Below are 19,461 nucleotides of genomic sequence, written 5' to 3' on the forward strand. Positions count from 1 at the left end.
TATAAAGTCAGTCGAATAGGGCGCAGGAAAGATACCTGCGCCAAAGGTTTTGATTAAAAGTTTTGAGAGTATTTCAAGAAGTAAACGCGGCCTTGAATGCTGTATAACTCTTCATCGTAAGTCACACCGTCAGCTTCAAAAGCAGGGTCTTCGTCTGTTAGGTTACGCACACCTGCAGTAAACTTAGCATCCCATGGGGCTAAGTAGTTATATGCAATGTTCCATGTGGTTTGTGAAGATATATGGCCGATTTTTTTGTAGTCATCGTCAACATCTTGTGCCTGATCTGCAATGTGGTCTGCAGATAGATAGATGTCATGATCTTCTAGGAAGCTCAAGCCAACACCTGTATTGAAGCGGTACTCAGGCATGCCGTTACGACCTACTTGGTTGTTAACAGGACCACCCACATATTCAGGCTGGCTAAAGTCTAAAACGTAGCTTCCCATGAAATCGTATCTAACAGTTGCATAATTAAAGTCATAGCGATATCCCAATTTCAAGTCTATGCCCGATGTATCAAGCGTTCCAAGGTTCTGAAGGCCTGCTGTCGCTTCGATAATCCGATCATTAGCATCACGAACAATATTTGGGTTTTTATTGCCAGAGCTACGCTCTTCGTCGATCATGCTTTGTAGTGTGTTCAGAGTAATTACATCATCAATACTAATGTTGTAATAATCCATTGTTACATCTAGATCTTCTATTGGTGAGAAACTTACACCGAAGTTAAATGATACAGATTTTTCTGCATCAAGATCTTCATTTGATGTTCGAGTCACATCGTATTGTGTTTCTGGACAATCTGCATATGAAATGCCATTTTGCGCACAGTAGGTGTAATCTTTCGCAAAGTCTGAAGAGTAGCTGTCTGCAGCATAAAGATCTGATAGTGTCGGAGCTCGGAAGCCAAGGCCAGCGCCTGCTCGGAACATCAAGTTATCGAGTGGTTGGTAACGGAAAGATACTTTTGGTGATACTTCGTGCCCGAAGTCGCTGTAGTGGTCGTAACGAGCCGCTAGGTTCATTTCCAGCTCGTCAGTAAACGCGATCAAAGATTCAGCATAAAGAGCGTATGTTTCACGATCTCCACCAGCAGAGTTACCTGCACTACCAATAATATTACCTGCCTCACTTTGAGGGTCATATTTATCGAAGTAATCGTAGGTAGTAAATTCTGCACCGACATAGAGAGGAATTAGCACATCACCAACTTCGGCTACATCAAATTGAAGACCACCAAAGAATTGGTGCATTTCCATTTGAGTTTCGCGGCTTGTACCAGCAGAAAGTTGACTTGTCGCGTCTGAACTAAACTCACCGTTTGCAAACTGACCAGACTCAACCAGTTGTGATGCTGCAGAACCAAATACATAGCCAGTACCTGACTCTGTACTGTTAGAGAAGTTTAGGTGATACCCCGTCTCCCAAATCACATCACCTAAAGAATCAGTGTAAAGTGTGCCATCTAGGCCTGCTTTGAAATCTGCTTGGAAGTCTTTAACGTTGTTGTCACGCGTTCCTACATTGTTGAAACGGTAGTATACAGATGCTGGGCCTGCCGTTGGATCTAAGCCATTCTCCGCAAAGAAATCTGCGCCGCCATCTGTATTCGGATCTACAGAGAAGATGCCTGCTGCTGGAGCGAAACGACTGAAACTTTCGTTACGGTTTAAAAGCATTTGAGCATTGAAGGTAGTATCTTCAGTTACGAAAATATTGCCGTTTACGAATACAGTATTTCGTTCTAGAGAAGCTGTTTGAGCAGCTTCTGACGTGTAGTCATAACCGCAGATATCCCCAAGACCAGGGTAGTTTGTGAGACCAACAAACCCTTTAGATGGGTCACATGATGCGTCAGTATTATAGCCGTTTAGTGCTTTTAACTGACCATCATGGTAGACGTTACGACCGTAGATACTAACGCCAGACATATCGAAGTAGTTTGCTGATTCGGTGTTTTTTGAGCTGAGGTAATCACGATCTCGTTGGTAAATCTCATCTTTACTGTCATGCTCAAATGAGAACATGATGTTTCCTTTCTCTCCGCTAGTGCCCATTACGAGAGCAACGTTTTGCTCATCACCACCCTCTTGGCTTGGGATACCAGAACCAACGGTTACATTAATACCGTCAAATTCTTCTTTTAGAATGATGTTTACAACACCTGCAACTGCATCAGAACCGTATACTGCAGAGCCACCGTCTGCCATGACTTCTACACGTTCTACAATTGCTGACGGGATTGCGTTAATGTTTGCAGCACCACCACCCATTGTTGCAGAGCCGGGTAGGCGCTTGCCATTGACCAGAACTAATGTCCGTGATGCGCCTAAACCGCGGAGAGATACGGTTGCTTGGCTTTGCCATGAGCTTCCAGAGCTCTCACTGTATGAACCGAATGAGTTGAAAGAGGACTTGCGTAATACATCTGCAATAGACACATCACCAGCGCGTTCAATCTCGGCTCTGCCAATTACAGCTACTGGTGTGCTTCCTTCCATAGATGCGCGCGTTAGGCGCGAACCAGTAACTTTCATCTTTTGAAGTTTTTCAACTTGTTGCTCTTCTGCCAGTGCTGTTGCTGGGGCTACGACTGCTGCTGTCCCCAACGCAAGGCTTATCGCAACAGATAAAGCGGTTGTGTTTTTATACATCCTTGTTGCTCCGATTATTATTATTTCCTATGTCTGGCCGCATAGCGGCCAATTGTGACGTTAATATTTCGTTAACGTTCGGCCAATGTATAACCGAGATGAAAAAAGGAAGTCAAACCAGTGGTAAACGGGGATGCTTAAATGTAAAAAAGATGTAAATAACCAGGGTTGGTTTAAAACGCGGAATAAAAAACTAAATAGCCTTACCAAGGCGACATCAAATTTCAATAAAACACCGTATTTTGTGTTTCTTATAAACTTTAATGACTTATCTTGCCTATGGTTTTTTAGTGGGTAATTGAATCTGAAAAAAGATATTTTTCCAGTGAATTGTTCTGAGATGAGTTTTATATCGAATCCATACTTTGGTGACTCGAACTTATAGGGTGGTATCAAAATATGATACCCATTGCTGTAAAAGGGCTCACTCGTATTTTTAGGTCAAATATACATGTGGTGGATATGTCTATTTATTCCATGTATTTGCATTTTTATGTAGGGTTTTGGCTCTAAACAGCCTAGATTGATATTCTGTGTGAATTATTTTTGTGGTTTTTTATAATTTTTTACAAAAACATTTCTGTTTTTCGACTTCGGAGGAAGTTTGTCATGTTTTGGTTTCAAACACTTGAAGCTGATGTGGATTCAAGATAAATATGACGCTGAAATTATTGCAGTAGTAGAAAAGTCTGGTTCTTGAAACGCAGGGAGTGTGTTTCAACAGTTTTAGTTACTACGAGATAAATATGCACCACTTTAGGCGGGGAACTTCCTCTTTCACTCCGCCTGAATTGGACAGTAGACAAGGAGCAAGTTGTATATGCTGTCGTACTTTTTACGCCGTTTGGCGTTGGTGATACCAACGTTTCTCGGGATAACTATTCTTATCTTTGCTATCACTCGTTTCGTGCCGGGCGGACCTGTTGAACGCATGTTGTCACAAATGCAGTCTCAAGGGGATGGTGCCGCATCAATGACGTCTGCTGGTGGCAATACCGCCCTTTCTGATGATCAAATCGCTGAGCTAAATGCGTTTTACGGTCTGGATAAGCCAGTGACAGAAGCGTATGTGGAGTGGCTAAGTCGCTTGGTCGTGCTAGACCTTGGTGAGTCAACACGTTACTACGAACCTGTCTCTGACATGATTGCAGAGCGTTTACCTGTGTCGTTATTTTATGGCGGCATGACCTTTTTTATCAGTTATTTTATCTCGATCCCTCTTGGTTATTACAAGGCGCTCAAGCACGGCTCTGTGTTTGATTCCGCTTCTTCAATACTCATCTTTGTGGGCTATGCATTGCCTGGCTATGTGGTGGGTGTATTGCTCATCACGCTATTTAGTTATCACTTGGAATGGTTTCCTATGGGAGGCTTTGTCGGCGATGACTTCGACGATTACGAAACTTTCTTTGAACGCGCCAAGGACATCATGTGGCACGCGGTGTTGCCTTTAATCTGTTACCTCATTGGCGACTTTGCAACACTGACAATGACGATGAAAAACAACCTGATGGAAAACCTTTCTTCAGACTATATCCGTACAGCTATCGCGAAGGGCTTACCTTTCAAAAAGGCGGTTCGTAAGCACGCGTTGCGTAACAGCTTAATCCCAATCGCGAGTCACTTTGGTAACTCTTTGTTGTTCTTCATGACTGGTGCCTTCCTGATTGAAGTTATCTTCAATATTGATGGCATTGGCTTATTGGGTTACGAATCAATCATGGAGCGTGACTACCCTGTTGTTATGGGTATTGTCGCCATTAATGCGCTGTTGCTGCTCATTGGTAACATTATTTCAGATATTTGTGTTGCTTTAGTCGACCCACGTGTGAAGTTTGGAGCGTAACATGATTAAAGTTAGTCCATTAACTCAAAAGAAAATTCGCCACTTTAAAGAGATCAAACGAGGCTATTGGTCGTTTGTCATTCTCTCAATCATGTTGATCTTGTCGCTCTTTGCTGAACTTCTGATTAATAGTAAAGCGCTAGTCGTCAAGTACGATGGTAGCTACTATTTTCCTGTTGTCAGTGATGTCCGTTTAGGCAGTGAATTTGGCCAAGAGTCATCCAGCGAAGCGGATTATCGCGTACTGCAAAAAGCGTTTGAGGCCGAAGGGAGCGACAACTTTGTTATTTTGCCGCTTGTGCCATGGAACCCATATGAACAGGATTTTAGTGGTGATTTCCCGCCAACAGCGCCTAGTGCCGAAAACAAGCATTATTTAGGTACAGATGTTATAGGTCGCGATATTTTGGCACGACTTGTCTACGGATTCAGAACGGCAATGGGATTTGCGTTGCTCACCATGGCAATTTCCTACGCGATCGGCACCGCAGTTGGTTGTGCTATGGGTTTTTGGGGCGGTAAATTTGACTTGTTTGTACAGCGACTTATCGAAATCTGGTCAATGGTACCGTTTTTGTACGTCATTATGATTCTTGTCTCAATCGTTCAACCGACGTTCGCTCTCTTTGTCGCTATTAACGTGCTTTTCACCTGGATGGGTATGACATGGTACATGCGGACCATGACTTATAAAGAAGCGGCACGAGAATACGTAATGGCGGCACGTGCTTTAGGGGCATCGACGGGACGTATTTTGTTTAATCACATCCTACCGAATACGATGGTGATGATCGTGACATTGGCACCGTTCACTATTGCAGCAAACATCACTGCGCTGACCGCTTTGGATTATCTAGGTTTAGGTCTTATGCCACCAACGCCAAGTTGGGGTGAGCTGCTACAACAAGGTAAATCTAACCTAGACTCGCCATGGATTGTTGCCTCAGTGGTGACGTCAATTGTACTCGTGTTGGTAATGGTGACCTTTATTGGTGAAGCCATTCGAGCAGCCTTCGACCCGAAAAAATTCACACGCTATGTTTAAGCGAGCATTGTGAGCAAAACATAAAAAAGGGAAGTTTTATGAAGAAATTATTTTTAGCGTCCACGCTGAGCGCCCTGAGTTTTGGTGCAATGTCAGCAACGCTTCCGACTGACTTAAACTGGCAAACAAACTGGGATGAGCCTCAATATGGTTCGCCTGAAGCGAAACGTGGAGGGACCTATCGCACCTTCATGTCAAGTTTTCCACAGACGTTACGTAGTGTTGGCCCAGACGCCAATGCGGGGTTGCGTTCCTTTATCTTGGATGAAACCCCTGGATTGGTGGTTCGCCACCCAGACACTTTAGAGTTCATCCCTGAACTTGCTAATGAGTGGGCGTTAGCTGGCGACAATAAAACCGTTTATTTCAAACTCAATCCAGAAGCCAAATGGTCGGACGGCAAGCCTGTGACTGCCGACGATTTTGTATTCATGCTTAAGTTTTATCGTTCTAAGGATATCCTAGAACCTTGGTACAACGATTATTACAACAAAACCATTGCGGATGTTATTAAGTACGACGCTTATACGTTTGCTGTTAAGGCCGCGAAAGAGTTCAATCCGGAAGAATTGTTGCTAAGAATGGGGGCTTTACGCCCACGTCCCGCACACTTTTATGCCAACCCTTCAAAGGATGAAAATGGTGATGGTATTCACGACAACTTTGTCCGTTACTACAACTTTAAGAGTGAACCAACGACCAGTGCGTACTACCTAGATGATATCAAAAAAGGTAGAAGCGTGACTTTCAAACATGTTGGCGAAGATTGGTGGGGTTACAGCAATAAGTACTACCAAAATCGCTACAATGTCGACAAGATTCGCATCACGGTGATCCGCGATAGCGATATTGCGATGAAGCATTTTGAAAAGGGTAAGTTGGATGCATTTGGTCTGGTTCTGCCAAGTCTATGGCACGATAAATCGAACACAGAACCGTACCAAAAAGGCTACATTCAAAAGTTCTGGGGTTACAACCAATTTCCAGTCGGTGCGGGCGGCGTATGGATGAACACCGCGATGCCTTTACTGGATGATTTAAACGTTCGCAAGGGCATTACTTACGCAATTGATTTTGATGGCATGATTGAGAACATCATGCGTGGTGACTACTCCCGTAAGCCAAACCCGACGGGTTATGGCCATGGTAAATACACCCTACCAGACGCGAAAGCACCGAAATTTGACCCCGCAAAAGCGGCCGAGGCATTCGAAGCCGCAGGCTTTAACAAAATTGGTTCCGATGGTATTCGTGTCAATGATAAAGGTGAGCGCTTAAGCTTCGAGCTGACCTACGGAACACCTGTTCATACTCCTCGTATTGCCTTTTTGCGTGAGCAAGCCAAGCTAGCAGGGCTGGATATTGAGCTCAAGTTGGTTGATGGCTCATCCATGTTCAAATACGTACGTGAGAAAAAGCACGATTTGGCTTTCTTAGATATGGGTACGTCTGAGATCCCAACGTATTGGGAGTACTTCCATTCAGTCAATGCGAACAAGCCGCAAACTAACTCTTTCACAAACTACAGCACGCCAGAACTGGATGAAAAGATCATCGAGTATCGCTTTGGCATGGATATGGATAAAAAGATCCAGCTAGGTCATGAGATTCAGCGTGACATCATTGATGCTCACGTTATCGTCCCAGGCTACATGGTTCCTTATGTCCGCTATGGTCATTGGCGCTGGTTAAAGTTTCCAGATAAGCCAATGAATCGCATGACAGAGGCGCTGTTCAGTGGTGCAATCATAGGCGATGGCACTTACTGGATTGATAGTGATATCAAGAAAGAAACGAAACAAGCGATGAAGTCAGGCAAAGCTTTTGAACCTGTTGTTGTCGTAGATGACACTTATAAGCTGTAAGGATTGGTTATGGAAAACGATGTAATCCTAAGTGTTAAAGATCTCGAAGTTGAATTCACCACCGATGATGGACCAGTGAAGGTGCTGCATGGTGTGAACTTTGATGTGAGAGCTGGACGTACACTCGGTCTGGTGGGAGAGTCAGGCAGTGGTAAGAGCGTAACCTCAATGTCGATCATGGGTCTTTTACCTAAGCCATATGGCAACATCATCAAAGGTGAAGTGAATTATCGCGGCACCAACCTAGTTGATTTGCCTGCGGAAGAGATGTATGCCATGCGTGGCGATCGCATTTCGATCATCTTCCAAGACCCGATGACGGCGCTCAATCCAGTACACACTATTGGTCGTCAAATATGTGAAGTGCTTGAACTCCATCGACCAGAGCTCGACAAAAAGGAGCGGGAGGCTTTCTCGATTGAGATGCTGGCAAAAGTCAAAATCCCAATGCCAGAGAAGCGATTGAATGAGTATCCCCATAACCTATCTGGCGGTATGCGCCAGCGTGTCATGATCGCGATGGCGTTGGCCTGTAAGCCGGATATTCTGATTTGTGATGAACCGACTACGGCGTTGGATGTTACGGTTCAGGCGTCTATCCTTGAACTGATGAACGAGCTTCAGGAAGAAACGGGCATGGCGATGATCTTCATTACTCACGACCTCGGGGTTGTGGCAGAAGTGTGTGATGATGTTGCCGTGATGTATGGTGGGCGTATTGTCGAAAAAGCAGAAATTTTTGAGTTGTTTGATAACCCGCAGCACCCATATACAGAGCGTTTGATGGGGTTGATGCCGAGCTTAGATAATGAGCCGAAGCAGATGATCGATATCAAGCCTATTGATGCCAGTATGTTTGCCAGTTAACTGGGCAAAGTGAACGAGTCATAAAAGAGGATGTTATGGCAAAAGAAGTATTAAGAATTGAAAATCTTAAGCAGCACTTTGTTTCTGGTAAAGGGCTGTTCAAGAAAGGCTACACCATCAAAGCGGTAGACGGGGTTTCACTGTCTGTTTCTGAAGGTGAAACACTGGGGCTAGTGGGTGAGTCAGGTTGTGGTAAAAGCACCCTTGGTCGCACGATCTTAAAGTTATACGAGCCAACGGAAGGTAAGATTTTCTTTGAAGGTAAAGACATCACTAAACTGTCTGTCAAAGAGATGCGATCGCTGCGTAAAGACATGCAAATCGTCTTTCAAGACCCAATGGAATCACTCAATCAGCGTCATACCATCGGTATGATTCTAGAAGAACCGTTTGTTATTCATAAAATCGGTACGCCAGCCGAGCGCAAACAGTGGGTAAAAGAGCTTTTAATCAAAGTGGGCTTACCAGAAACGGCAGTCAACCGCTATCCACATGAGTTTTCAGGCGGCCAACGTCAGCGTATCGGTATTGCTCGCGCGATTGCATTAAAGCCTAAATTACTGATTTGTGATGAATCGGTATCTGCGTTAGATGTGTCGGTACAGGCACAAATCTTGAACCTATTACTACAACTGCAACAAGAGATGAACTTGGCGATCATCTTTATCTCTCACGATCTCTCTGTGGTGAAACACGTCTCTGACAAAGTTGCCGTGATGTATTTTGGTAAAGTGGTAGAAGCAGGCAGCGCGAAAGAAATTTATGCAAACCCGCAAAACGAGTACACCAAGAAACTCCTATCTGCGATTCCGATCACCCACCCTAAATATCGGAAGAAAAAGCGCCTGGCTGAAAAAAAGCAGCAAGTGGCGTAAGTGATGCCACAGGTCCTATAACACAAAAACGCTCCGCCAAATAAGCGGAGCATTTTTATAGGTCTATGTTAGGTCTTGGTGTTGATTGACGCCTGAGTATTATGATTGATTGAAGATCGTTGCATGCTAAACTCAAGGCCTATCTTCTTTGTCTGGATAATGGACCATGCCGTCGAATTTACCGAAATCCTTTAGTCGACCGTTCCTGAAAATCTTCCATATTTTGGAGGCGGTATTATTAGTCTCTATTACCTTGGCGACGCTGTACGCCATGATGCAAGAGTTTGTACACGTATTTGTCGAGAAGCGTGTCTTACTCACGGATATTCTTTTGATGTTTATCTATCTGGAAGTGCTCGCCATGGTGCAGCAGTTCGTGATGAACGGAAAAATTCCGGTACGCTATCCTATCTATATCGCGATGATGGCGATCGCCCGCTATATCACACTAGGAATGAAAGAACTGGATGCGGTTTTGGTTGTGTGGTTATCTCTGGCAGCGTTTATCTTAGCTGCGGCAACCTTGCTCATCAGAGTCGGGCATCATTATTGGCCCTACGTTGATAACAGAACCTTGGAAAAAGATGAATAAAAGAAAGCCCCGCACTAGCGGGGCTTTTTTGTTTCAATACTCGATGACTTTTAGATCATTCAATGTTTTGGAACTGTCTTTCTGAGCGTGTGTTTTTATTAAAAAAACAAAATATTAAGCTTTTTATTCATATTTGAAGACTTTTTGAATCAGTTTAGATACTAGAAAAGTGAGACGAGAAAACTGTTTGTTAACGCTGGTGGCCTGTTCATGGATAGATACACAGGGGCAATGCCCATGAGGGGTCTAAGACTAAAAAAGAAGTCGACGAGGAGTTTAGCGTCAAAACCTCAGAAGGTTACAAAGAGTGGTTTGTGAACGCCATTCGCTACTCATAAATGACGTTGTTCAGCCTGTAGTTAGGCCTAGTCATACGTTTAGCGCGACTTTCGGCGTACGTCACTAGGCGAATGCTGAAAGCTGCGTTTGTAGGCACGAGAAAAACTCGATAGCTGCGCAAACCCGACTTCGGCGGCAAGTTCTGTCATAGGCATATGGCTGTTACGCAGCAAAAATTGTGCTTTTTGCATGCGTCTCTGCATCACGTATTTTTGTGGTGTCACTCCAAACTGCCTTTGGCATAAGCAGTAAAAATGGCTTTCGCTGAGGTGCATCGCCTGAGCTAGCTGAGCATTGGTTAACGCCGTCGAAATGTTTTGATCGATATACGTATTCAAATGGCTGGCTTCTAAGCGACGATGCGGGGCTGGTGGTGTGACACTGGATGACATTTGCCCAAGCTGCGTTAAAAATAATGACACGAGCTGGCAGTTTATCTGTGGTGACATTTGCCCCTGACTGACTTTCTGCGCAGCAAAGTCCAGCAATATCTGACTTTCTGTACCCAAGTCTAGGAAGTAAGGCTGCTGAAACACCGATTCCTTTAATGACAAGTTACACGCTTGTTCCAGCGCTTGGATGTAAGGGTCAGCCGGCGCTAAGTCGATGACTAATAACTCACTATCTTCACTTAAGCCATTATAAAAATGGGGGGCATTATCGGGCACTATCGCCACTGTGCCATGGCCTATATTTCCACTTTCGCGTTCAAACTCGCACGCCATTGTGCCTCGCCAGCCTAACAATACCTGAGCGTAGCTGTGCAGGTGTTGGCCCTGGCGTCTGGCAATAACATTTCTTCTTATCTGAGTTTGATTCACAGTGAGTTTCCTACTTGTATCCGCGCGCTTAGTTTCCCCAATGTAGCTTTTCCTTTCCCAAAGTTTTTCAGTTCCGGAGTCTGGGTTAAATACCGCAGAGTCTCAGGCAAATGAATGGCGCTATTAATAGATAAAATAACAATATATTAACAAGGAAGGAAGAATGACATGCAACTTAACCAGCAACAGGTTCGCGACGCACTAGCTTGGCTACCATTGGTCGACGCTTTAAAAGATATTTTTACCCGTGATGTAACGGCGCCTATTCGTCACCATCACACGATGAATGTGCCGCAAGACCCTAGCGCGACCTTGTTATTAATGCCGGCATGGATTGAAGGCGAGTACTTGGGCGTAAAACAGGTGAATGTCTTTCCGGGGAATTCTGCGCGTAATCAACCTGGACTCAGCAGTCACTATTTACTGAGTTGTGGTCAGACAGGGCAAATGCTGGCTCAGATCGATGGCAATGAGCTCACCGCGCGCAGAACTGCGGCGGCCTCGGCACTGGCTTCTCGTTACCTCTCGCGTGAAACGGCCAGCAAAATGTTGATGGTTGGTGCAGGACGCGTTGCACGACGCCTAGTACCAGCTCATATGAGTGTACGTCCAATTGAAACTGTTCATGTGTGGGATATTAATCCGGCTGCGGCAGAGCAATTGGCTACAGAATTGCGTGATGAGGGCGTTGATGCCATTGCATGCTCCGATGAGCAACTGGAAACGGTCGCGCGCGAAGCCGATCTCATTAGCTGTGCCACGCTTTCAACCGAGCCCCTCATTAAAGGTGAGTGGCTGAAGCCGGGCGCGCATTTAGATTTGGTGGGGAGCTTTACGCCGACAATGCGCGAGACCGACAACGAAGCGTTACAGAGAGCGAATGTATTCGTGGATGTGAAGGCGGCGGCACTGGTTGAAACGGGCGAGTTGATCATGCCTATCCGTGACGGAGCGATTACCGAAGAGAAGATTTTAGCGGACTTTTCGGTGTTATGTCGTGGCCAACATGCAGGACGTGCAGAACTCGACGAACCAGAAACGGCGATCACGTTGTTTAAATCGGTTGGCGACTCTCGTGAAGATCTGGCGGGCGCGATTCTGGCTTATCAGTCAGTGCAGGGTGCGTAAATCGTAATCAGGCCGACGCATATCTTGGCTTTTCTTTTGCCCTGCTTGCGGCTTTGTTATCCGCTATCAGGCTTTCCATGCGCGCCGCACCTTTTCAGGTGCGGTCCCTCGCGACGTGATTTGGAAACAGACCTATGACTAAAAAGAACTCAGATTATACGGCGCCGCCACCACTAGGCTTGGCGGTCGTACCGATTATCCTCACCATTGGCTTGTTAGCGACACAGATTTTTTATTATGACGACTTTACTCCACATATCGCGTTAGCGATTGGTTTTGCTATTACCGCTTTAGTTGGCTGGTACCAAGGGCTGCGTTGGCAGGACATCGAATCCGGCGCATTTCGTGTCTTACATGTGGCGATGCCCTCCATTGCAACCCTTATTGTGGTAGGGATGCTGGTAAGTACGTGGATAGCCAGTGGCACCGTGCCAACCCTCATTTATTACGGCTTAGTCTTGATTGAGCCGGAGTGGTTTTTGGCAGCCACCATGCTGTTGTGCTCTTTGGTATCTCTTTCGATTGGTTCGAGTTGGACAACCGTGGGCACGGTCGGCCTGGCGTTGGTTGGAATCGGTTTTGCGTTTGGTATTCCAGCATATTGGACGGCGGGTGCCGTTGTCTCAGGCGCTTTTTTTGGCGACAAGATCTCACCGTTATCGGATACCACTAACCTTGCTGCCGCCGTAACCGAAACCAATGTATTCGCTCATATTCGTAATATGATGCCGACAACCATTCCAGCTATGCTGATCGCTTTGACGCTGTACTCGATTCTTGGTGGTGTAGTGATGGGGGATGCGACCTCTGACGCTCAACAACAGCTACAACAAATCACCGCGATTCAATCGGGCATGGAGAGTCATTTCTTACTCGGTTTGTTGCCTTTACTGCCGCTCTTTGTGGTGATGCTATTGGCGTTTTACAAAATAGCACCGATCCCAGCCCTGTTTATTGGCTTTGTTCTCGGCGCTGGTGTCGCGGTTCATAATTACGATTACAACCTGAATGACATTCTCACGTTTGCCCACAGTGGGTACAAGATAGAAACCGGATCGGACGCGCTGGATAATTTGCTAAATCGCGGTGGCGTTACTTCTATGACTTGGGTGATCACTTTGATGATGTTTGCGTTGGCATTTGGTGGTGCACTGGAGCGAACTGGGTGTTTGGAGTCGGTCGTGAATGCCGTGATGAAGTCGACACGAGGTTTCAAAGGGTTACAAACGAATGCCATTCTTACTTCCGTTGCGACCAACGCCGTGTCGGGTGATGTGTACCTCTCGATTGCTTTACCTGGGCGTATGTTTGGTCCGCAATATGACAAGTTGGGCTATAGCCGACTCAACCTTTCCAGAGCGATAGAAGAAGGAGGGACCTTAGTCTCGCCATTGATCCCTTGGAATGCGGGTGGTGCATTTGTGATGGGAACCTTGGGGCTGATTGTCGCACCAGGCGATTACAGTGCTTTGTTGTATGCTCCGTTGGCGTTTGCTTGTTGGTTATCACCAGCGATTGGCATCTTATACGCCCAGACAGGGTGGTTCTCAAAGCGTGTGGAGCAAGAGGCGACGGCAAGCACAGAGGCTGTCTCACCAGCGAGTAGCAGTACCCATTAAACCGTATCCAATCATTCTTTAGCTAAGCCAGTAGGTAGAACATGACACAATCCACGAAACATACCCCTTTTAACGACAAGCCCACCGTTGCGGTTGTGGGGGCTGGAGTGGTGGGGCTTTGTACCGCCCTAGAAGCGCAGCGCCATGGCTTTCAAGTCACTTTGTTTGATAAGGGTTTGCCGGGGGAAGGCGCTTCGTTTGGTAATGCTGGCTATTTAGCAACAGAACTGATTGATCCTCTGGCAACGAAAAAGACACTGGCTGCCGCGCCAAGGATGTGGATGGATCCCAAGGGGCCGTTGGCCCTTCCTTGGAAGTATTTACCTCAAGCCCTACCTTGGTTGGCGCGTTTTGTTCGCTCGGCTTCTTCTGCACGAGTGGAGGCCAGTCGACAAGCGCTCTCCCATCTCAATCAAGCGGCCGTTCCTGCTTGGCAACGCTGCTTGGCTGATATAGGGGCCGAAGAATATCTCGTTCCGTCAGGTTATCTGTTGGTATGGGAGTCAGAAAATAAGTTAGACGAGGCCAAAACGCATGCTGCTTACCTTGCTCAATGGGACATAGAAAGTGTCCTACTGCAAGGCGCACAACTGAGGGAAAAAGAGCCAGAGCTGGCTGAGACTGTCAGTCACGCTCTGTTTTTCCCTAATGCGTGTCGAGTGAAAGATCCTTACTTACTGTCGAAGCAACTGTTTGCGGTTTTTCAAGCGCGCGGTGGGTGTTTTGAACAAACAGAAGTGAGTGAAATTCTTCCGCAAGAGAACGCCGTTGGGGTGGTTACGGCGACGAGTCAAAGTAGGTTCGAGCATGTGGTGCTTTGCACCGGCGCTTGGGGTAAGTCTCTGTTAGAACAAACTGGGATATCTGTCCCACTTGAAGCGGAACGCGGATACCACTTGACGATAGAGACTGCCGACATGGAGACGCCGCCACTTCATCATCCGATTGGCTCTGCGGAGCGTAAATTTGTGATGAGCCCTTTGGCGTCTGGTTTAAGGGTGGTTGGGATCACTGAAATAGGTGGTTTGCGTTTACCTGAGTTTGCTCGCAGGTTTAATGTGCTGCGCCATCACAGTAGGCAACTATTGCCACGATTAAACAACCCTGCTCTTAAAGTGAGTAAATGGATGGGACATAGACCGACTCTGGCGGATTCGTTGCCGGTGATAGACCAGCACCCGCGTCATCCACGGTTATTGTTTGCTTTTGGAAATCAGCACTTGGGGCTGACTCAAGCCGCCATTAGTGCTGAGTTGGTTATTAGCCTATTGCGCCAAGTGGAGCCTGAGTTTGACGTGCAGTCGTATCGGGTAGACCGATTCTAAGGCCCGAAGACAGCAGATAGTAGCGTGATAAAAAAGCACGTCGAACGGAGATCTCACATGTCGATTCACACTGGCACATCATTGATATATTGCCACTTGCCTGCGCCTGATTACCCCCCGCAGATTCGTGGTTGATGACGAATTCCATGGATGTGTATAGAAGAGCGAAATAAGAAAGCCCTTTTAATTAAGGGCTTTATACATGGGCATGGAACTGGTTGGAATCTATTCTATATTCTGGATCTGCTCACGCATCTGTTCAATCAGTACTTTCAGTTCAACGCCCGATGCGGTGATGTCTGTGCTGATGGATTTCGACGCTAGCGTGTTCGATTCACGGTTGAACTCTTGCATCATGAAGTCCAGACGACGACCCACTGCGCCACCTTTTTTCAGAATGTTCGTGGTTTCTTTTACGTGAGAATCAAGACGGTCTAGCTCTTCTGCTACGTCTGATTTCTGTGCCAGAAGGATAAGCTCTTGCTCAACGCGAGATGGGTCTAGCTCTACTTTCGCATCTTCAAATTTAGAGAACAGACGCTCACGTTGCCACTCTAGTATTTCTGGCATGCGGGCACGCACTTTTACGACTTCTGCAGAGATGGCGTCTAAACGCTGTTCAATCAGCGCCTTCATGTTCTCGCCTTCACGAGCGCGCGCTTCAATAAATTCATCCATTGCGCCATCAAACGCTTCTAGTAGCACTTTATTTACCGCATCCATGTCTTGCTCTGGCGTTTCCATTACCCCCGGCCATTGCATGACTTGAAATGGATTGATTCGGCTCAGTTCACCAGTCATGTGCATGACTTGTTCTGCGGCCTTAATTACCTGGCTAGCAAGCGCTTCGTTGATGCTAAGCTCACCTTTTGCGGCAGGGTTTGCTTCAAAACGCAGATTACATTCCACTTTGCCTCGCGCTAAGCGCTTACGAAAACGCTCGCGTAAAACGGGCTCTAATCCACGAAATTGTTCTGGCATGCGGAAGTATGTTTCTAAATAACGCTGGTTCACGCTGCGGATTTCCCATACCGCAGAACCCCAGTCGCCTTTTACTTCTTTGCGTGCATACGCTGTCATACTGTAAATCATCGAATTTTCCTGTCTTCATTTTTTGAAAATTACTTCAAGAGTGTATCACGCTGCGTCGATAGGTGCGCGGGATGTATGGATTGTTTATGTTGTGCCAGCGGCGTAACCTATGAATCCGGAATCGATTCCGTTATAATCTTCGCCCAACCAAATCGTCTTCTCCTCATATTTAAGGTAGATGCCCATGCGTCCAAACGATCGCAAGGCGGATCAAGTTCGCCCTATCAAAATTACTCGTAACTACACAGCTTACGCTGAAGGGTCAGTGCTAGTTGAGTTCGGTAACACCAAAGTGTTGTGTAATGCGACCGTCGAAGAATCTGTGCCACGTTGGCTAAAAGGTCAAGGTAAAGGCTGGGTTACAGCTGAATACGGCATGCTACCTCGAGCAACACATTCTCGTACTCGTCGTGAAGCGGCAAGTGGCAAACAAGGCGGCCGTACGATGGAAATTCAGCGTCTTATTGCGCGAAGCTTACGTGCCGTTGTCGATCTAAAAGCTATGGGTGAGTTCATGATCACCGTTGACTGTGACGTTATCCAAGCTGACGGTGGTACGCGTACTGCATCTATCAGCGGCGCAAGTGTTGCAATGGCCGATGCATTCCAACACCTAGTGGATAGCGGTAAGCTAAAAGCGAATCCAATGAAAGGCCACGTAGCGGCAGTTTCAGTTGGTTTGCTAGGCGATGAAGTATTGTGTGATCTTGAATATGTTGAAGATTCAGCGGCAGACACAGACATGAACGTGGTAATGACCGAAGAAGGTAAGATGATTGAAATTCAGGGCACCGCAGAAGGTGAACCGTTCAGTCACGAACAGCTGATGGCATTGCTCGAGTCGGCGAAAATCGGCATTACGGAAATTGTCGCAGCGCAGAAGGCAGCGTTAGAAAATTAATGATTTATTTAAATAGCTTCCCCGAAAGGAAGCTATTTTTTTGCATATTACTAGGTCCTAGGACCTGATCCCCACACGAAAAGAAAATTGAGAGAAATCCATGAAAGCATACCAGCGTGAGTTTATTGAGTTTGCACTTGAGAAAGAAGTTCTTAAGTTTGGTGAGTTTACTTTGAAATCTGGCCGTAAAAGCCCGTACTTCTTTAACGCTGGTCTTTTCAATACTGGTCGTGATCTAGCGCGTCTTGGTCGTTTTTACGCAGCAGCGCTTGCAGATTCAGGCATTGAGTTTGATGTGCTGTTTGGCCCTGCGTACAAAGGTATTCCTATTGCAACGACAACAGCAGTCGCGCTGGCGGATCACCACGATATCGACACGCCTTACTGCTTCAACCGTAAAGAAGCGAAAGATCACGGCGAAGGCGGTAACCTTGTAGGCTCTGCGCTTGAAGGTCGAATCATGCTAGTGGATGACGTAATCACAGCAGGTACTGCGATTCGTGAATCGATGGAAATCATTCAAGCAAATGGCGCTGATCTTGCGGGTGTGTTGGTTGCTATCGACCGCCAAGAGAAGGGCAAGGGCGAACTTTCTGCGATTCAAGAAGTTGAGCGTGACTTTGGTTGTGCTGTGATTTCAATTGTAAGCTTGGGTGATCTTGTGACTTACCTAGAAGAGAAAGGTGACGCTGCTGAGCACTTGGAGGCAGTGAAAGCCTATCGCTCGGAATACGGCATTTAATTTTTTACTTTTTCTGAAAAAGTAAAAAGGGCAGATGGATATCCATCTGCCCTTTTTTGTTGTTGGATTTATCGCCTTGACCGCTTACTTATAGCGAATGCCTTTCTCGACATGCTCATCTTGCATGGTTTTGTAGCGTTTATGGAGCCACATCCATTGCTCTGGAGCGCGCAGAATGACCTCTTCCACATACTTGTTCATATAAGCGGCCGCGGCGACTTCGTCTTTTTGTGGATAGTCGGCTTCAATGCACTTATCGGCGATGATGTCGTATTTTCCTTCGTCATTGCGAAACCCTGAGCCTGGGATGATCGCACATTTTGAGGTATACGCCAGAATGCTCGTGCCTGTTGTCGTACACGCATCGTCTACGGCAAAGAAGGGCACAAATACTGATTTTTTGCGGCCGTAATCGTGATCCGGCAGATAGAACAGACGCTCACCACTGCGTAATACACGAATCATCTTTTTCACATCTTTGCGATCAATCAGTTTATTGCCGTTATGTGTCCGTCCCCAATACTGGATAAAGTTATAAGCAGGATTATTATGCGGACGAAACGCGCCGTACCCGGCCACGCCGAGCACGGCGAAAGCACGTGCAGTGATCTCTAGATTAAGAGCATGGACACAACAAAGTAGGACGCCTTTACCTTCTTTGGCTTTTTCACGCAGTGCGCCGAGATCTTTCTCGACGATAAGTTTTTTAAAGCGCCAAGTCGGCCAGAACCAAGTGATCCCGGTTTCTATGAGTGCCATACCGGTATTTTTGAAGTTCTCTTCAACAATATGTTGAATCTCTTCAGGTGTTTTGTCTGGAAAGGCCAATTCTAAGTTACGTTGAGCAACGTGGACACGCTTTTTACCGTAGCGCATGCCAAGTTTGCCGAGTGAGCGACCTAATGAAAGCAGCAGCCGATAAGGAAGAATATTGACCAGGATGGCCAACAGACCAAACCCAAGCCATACGCCCCAGTTACGAGGGTGAAGAAGTGAAAGAGAAAACTCGGGCTGCGTGTATTTGTCTTTACTCATAGTCTTTTACTTTATTTGTGCACTCAAAAGCGCCCAGTACTCGTCAAAGTTTGCAGTCGGCTGGTATTTAAAGTCGCTACGCACAAAGCGGTTTAGGCTACCCTCAACTTGTCCCAGAATTTGCGCGGCTAGGATGCGCTCTTCGACAGGGAAAGACTTCCCTTCACGAATCTTACGTTCACGCAGGATCTGGCGCAATTGTGTTTCTATGCGCTCAAAGAGTTGATTGATGCGTTCACGTAGGCGTTCATTTTCAAACATTAGAGCATGGCCCGACAAAATGCGTGTCAGACCTGGGTTACGTTCAGAGAACGCCAAAATAAGGTGCATCACCATACGAATACGCTCTAGTGTATCTTTTTCGTCGTCTAGAATACGGTTGATACGTGTCATCAAGGCTTCTTCAATGAACTCAATCAACCCTTCGAACATGCGCGCTTTACTTGGGAAATGACGATACAGCGCGGCTTCTGAAACGCCGACTTGCTTGGCCAGTTTTGCCGTAGTAATGCGTGAAGCGCCTTCTGTTGATTCAAGCATTTCTGCCAATGCTTGTAAGATCTCTTCACGACGGTTGGATTTTTTACTGCCGGCCATTAGTTACTTCCTTTCAAAATACAAAGTTGAGCGGAGGGGATTATAAGACGCTATTTCGCCTCAAACTAGACCACTAAGGGTGGAATGGGAGATTTAACACCCTTAGTTGTCATGT

16 protein-coding genes and 1 pseudogene are annotated in these 19,461 nt (G+C 46.3%); 12 read left to right on the top strand and 5 right to left on the bottom strand.

The genetic code is table 11. The features are described 5' to 3' along the window. Window positions 1–53: 53 nt before the first annotated feature. The gene (locus tag CBX98_RS04885; protein WP_074191906.1) at window positions 54–2,657 is read right to left on the bottom strand and encodes a TonB-dependent receptor; all 2,604 of its coding nucleotides are present in this window, start codon (window positions 2,655–2,657) and stop codon (window positions 54–56) included. An 820-nt stretch (window positions 2,658–3,477) separates the two neighbouring features. Here CBX98_RS04885 and CBX98_RS04895 point away from each other — a divergent pair. The 7 genes and pseudogenes from CBX98_RS04895 to CBX98_RS26555 all read left to right on the top strand — a co-directional run. Further along, window positions 3,478–4,503: an ABC transporter permease subunit gene (locus CBX98_RS04895; protein WP_005394935.1), complete on the top strand. Its 1,026-nt coding sequence runs from the start codon at window positions 3,478–3,480 to the stop codon at window positions 4,501–4,503. A 1-nt stretch (window position 4,504) separates the two neighbouring features. Then, window positions 4,505–5,548, top strand: coding sequence for an ABC transporter permease subunit (locus CBX98_RS04900; protein WP_005394934.1), 1,044 nt, complete (start codon window positions 4,505–4,507; stop codon window positions 5,546–5,548). A gap of 38 nt (window positions 5,549–5,586) precedes the next feature. After that, window positions 5,587–7,413, top strand: a complete 1,827-nt coding sequence (locus tag CBX98_RS04905) for an extracellular solute-binding protein (protein WP_109168687.1) — start codon at window positions 5,587–5,589, stop codon at window positions 7,411–7,413. A 9-nt stretch (window positions 7,414–7,422) separates the two neighbouring features. Continuing rightward, window positions 7,423–8,280, top strand: coding sequence for an ABC transporter ATP-binding protein (locus CBX98_RS04910; RefSeq protein ID WP_005394932.1), 858 nt, complete (start codon window positions 7,423–7,425; stop codon window positions 8,278–8,280). Window positions 8,281–8,315: 35 nt separating this feature from the next. Beyond that, entirely contained in the window at window positions 8,316–9,155 is an 840-nt protein-coding gene (locus CBX98_RS04915; protein WP_005394930.1) for an ABC transporter ATP-binding protein, read from the top strand. A 166-nt stretch (window positions 9,156–9,321) separates the two neighbouring features. Then, on the top strand, window positions 9,322–9,747 hold the full coding sequence (locus CBX98_RS04920) for a phosphate-starvation-inducible PsiE family protein (RefSeq protein WP_012841209.1): 426 nt from the start codon (window positions 9,322–9,324) through the stop codon (window positions 9,745–9,747). A 254-nt stretch (window positions 9,748–10,001) separates the two neighbouring features. Continuing rightward, window positions 10,002–10,085: pseudogene (locus CBX98_RS26555) on the top strand (transcription elongation factor GreB); the annotation flags it as partial. Between the two features lie 39 nt (window positions 10,086–10,124). Here CBX98_RS26555 and CBX98_RS04930 read toward each other — a convergent pair. After that, a complete protein-coding gene (locus tag CBX98_RS04930) occupies window positions 10,125–10,907 on the bottom strand; it encodes an AraC family transcriptional regulator (protein ID WP_109168688.1) in 783 nt (260 codons plus the stop codon). Between the two features lie 168 nt (window positions 10,908–11,075). Between CBX98_RS04930 and CBX98_RS04935 the strand changes: the two genes are divergently transcribed. The 3 genes from CBX98_RS04935 (at window position 11,076) to CBX98_RS04945 (ending at window position 14,979) form a co-directional block, all read left to right on the top strand. Next, window positions 11,076–12,035 (top strand): ornithine cyclodeaminase family protein, encoded by a 960-nt coding sequence (locus CBX98_RS04935; protein WP_109168689.1) that lies wholly within the window; start codon window positions 11,076–11,078, stop codon window positions 12,033–12,035. 134 nt (window positions 12,036–12,169) lie between these two features. Next, on the top strand, window positions 12,170–13,654 hold the full coding sequence (gene nhaC / locus CBX98_RS04940) for a Na+/H+ antiporter NhaC (protein WP_109168690.1): 1,485 nt from the start codon (window positions 12,170–12,172) through the stop codon (window positions 13,652–13,654). Window positions 13,655–13,695: 41 nt separating this feature from the next. Next, a complete protein-coding gene (locus CBX98_RS04945; protein ID WP_109168691.1) occupies window positions 13,696–14,979 on the top strand; it encodes an FAD-dependent oxidoreductase in 1,284 nt (427 codons plus the stop codon). A gap of 225 nt (window positions 14,980–15,204) precedes the next feature. On the opposite strand, the gene CBX98_RS04950 is transcribed toward CBX98_RS04945, so the two are convergent. Further along, window positions 15,205–16,071: a YicC/YloC family endoribonuclease gene (locus tag CBX98_RS04950; protein WP_109168692.1), complete on the bottom strand. Its 867-nt coding sequence runs from the start codon at window positions 16,069–16,071 to the stop codon at window positions 15,205–15,207. Between the two features lie 184 nt (window positions 16,072–16,255). Between CBX98_RS04950 and rph the strand changes: the two genes are divergently transcribed. Next, complete coding sequence (gene rph, locus CBX98_RS04960) at window positions 16,256–16,972, top strand: ribonuclease PH (protein WP_005395768.1); 717 nt, start codon at window positions 16,256–16,258, stop codon at window positions 16,970–16,972. Between the two features lie 100 nt (window positions 16,973–17,072). Further along, window positions 17,073–17,714, top strand: coding sequence for an orotate phosphoribosyltransferase (gene pyrE / locus CBX98_RS04965; RefSeq protein ID WP_005395770.1), 642 nt, complete (start codon window positions 17,073–17,075; stop codon window positions 17,712–17,714). 84 nt (window positions 17,715–17,798) lie between these two features. Here the strand turns inward: pyrE and CBX98_RS04970 are convergent, their stop codons facing one another. After that, window positions 17,799–18,749, bottom strand: a complete 951-nt coding sequence (locus CBX98_RS04970; RefSeq protein WP_047009418.1) for a Kdo(2)-lipid IV(A) acyltransferase — start codon at window positions 18,747–18,749, stop codon at window positions 17,799–17,801. 6 nt (window positions 18,750–18,755) lie between these two features. Further along, window positions 18,756–19,346, bottom strand: a complete 591-nt coding sequence (gene slmA, locus CBX98_RS04975) for a nucleoid occlusion factor SlmA (RefSeq protein ID WP_005395778.1) — start codon at window positions 19,344–19,346, stop codon at window positions 18,756–18,758. Window positions 19,347–19,461 lie beyond the last annotated feature (115 nt).

The sequence above is a fragment of the Vibrio sp. T9 genome, assembly GCF_003123985.1.
Classification (GTDB): domain Bacteria; phylum Pseudomonadota; class Gammaproteobacteria; order Enterobacterales; family Vibrionaceae; genus Vibrio; species Vibrio diabolicus.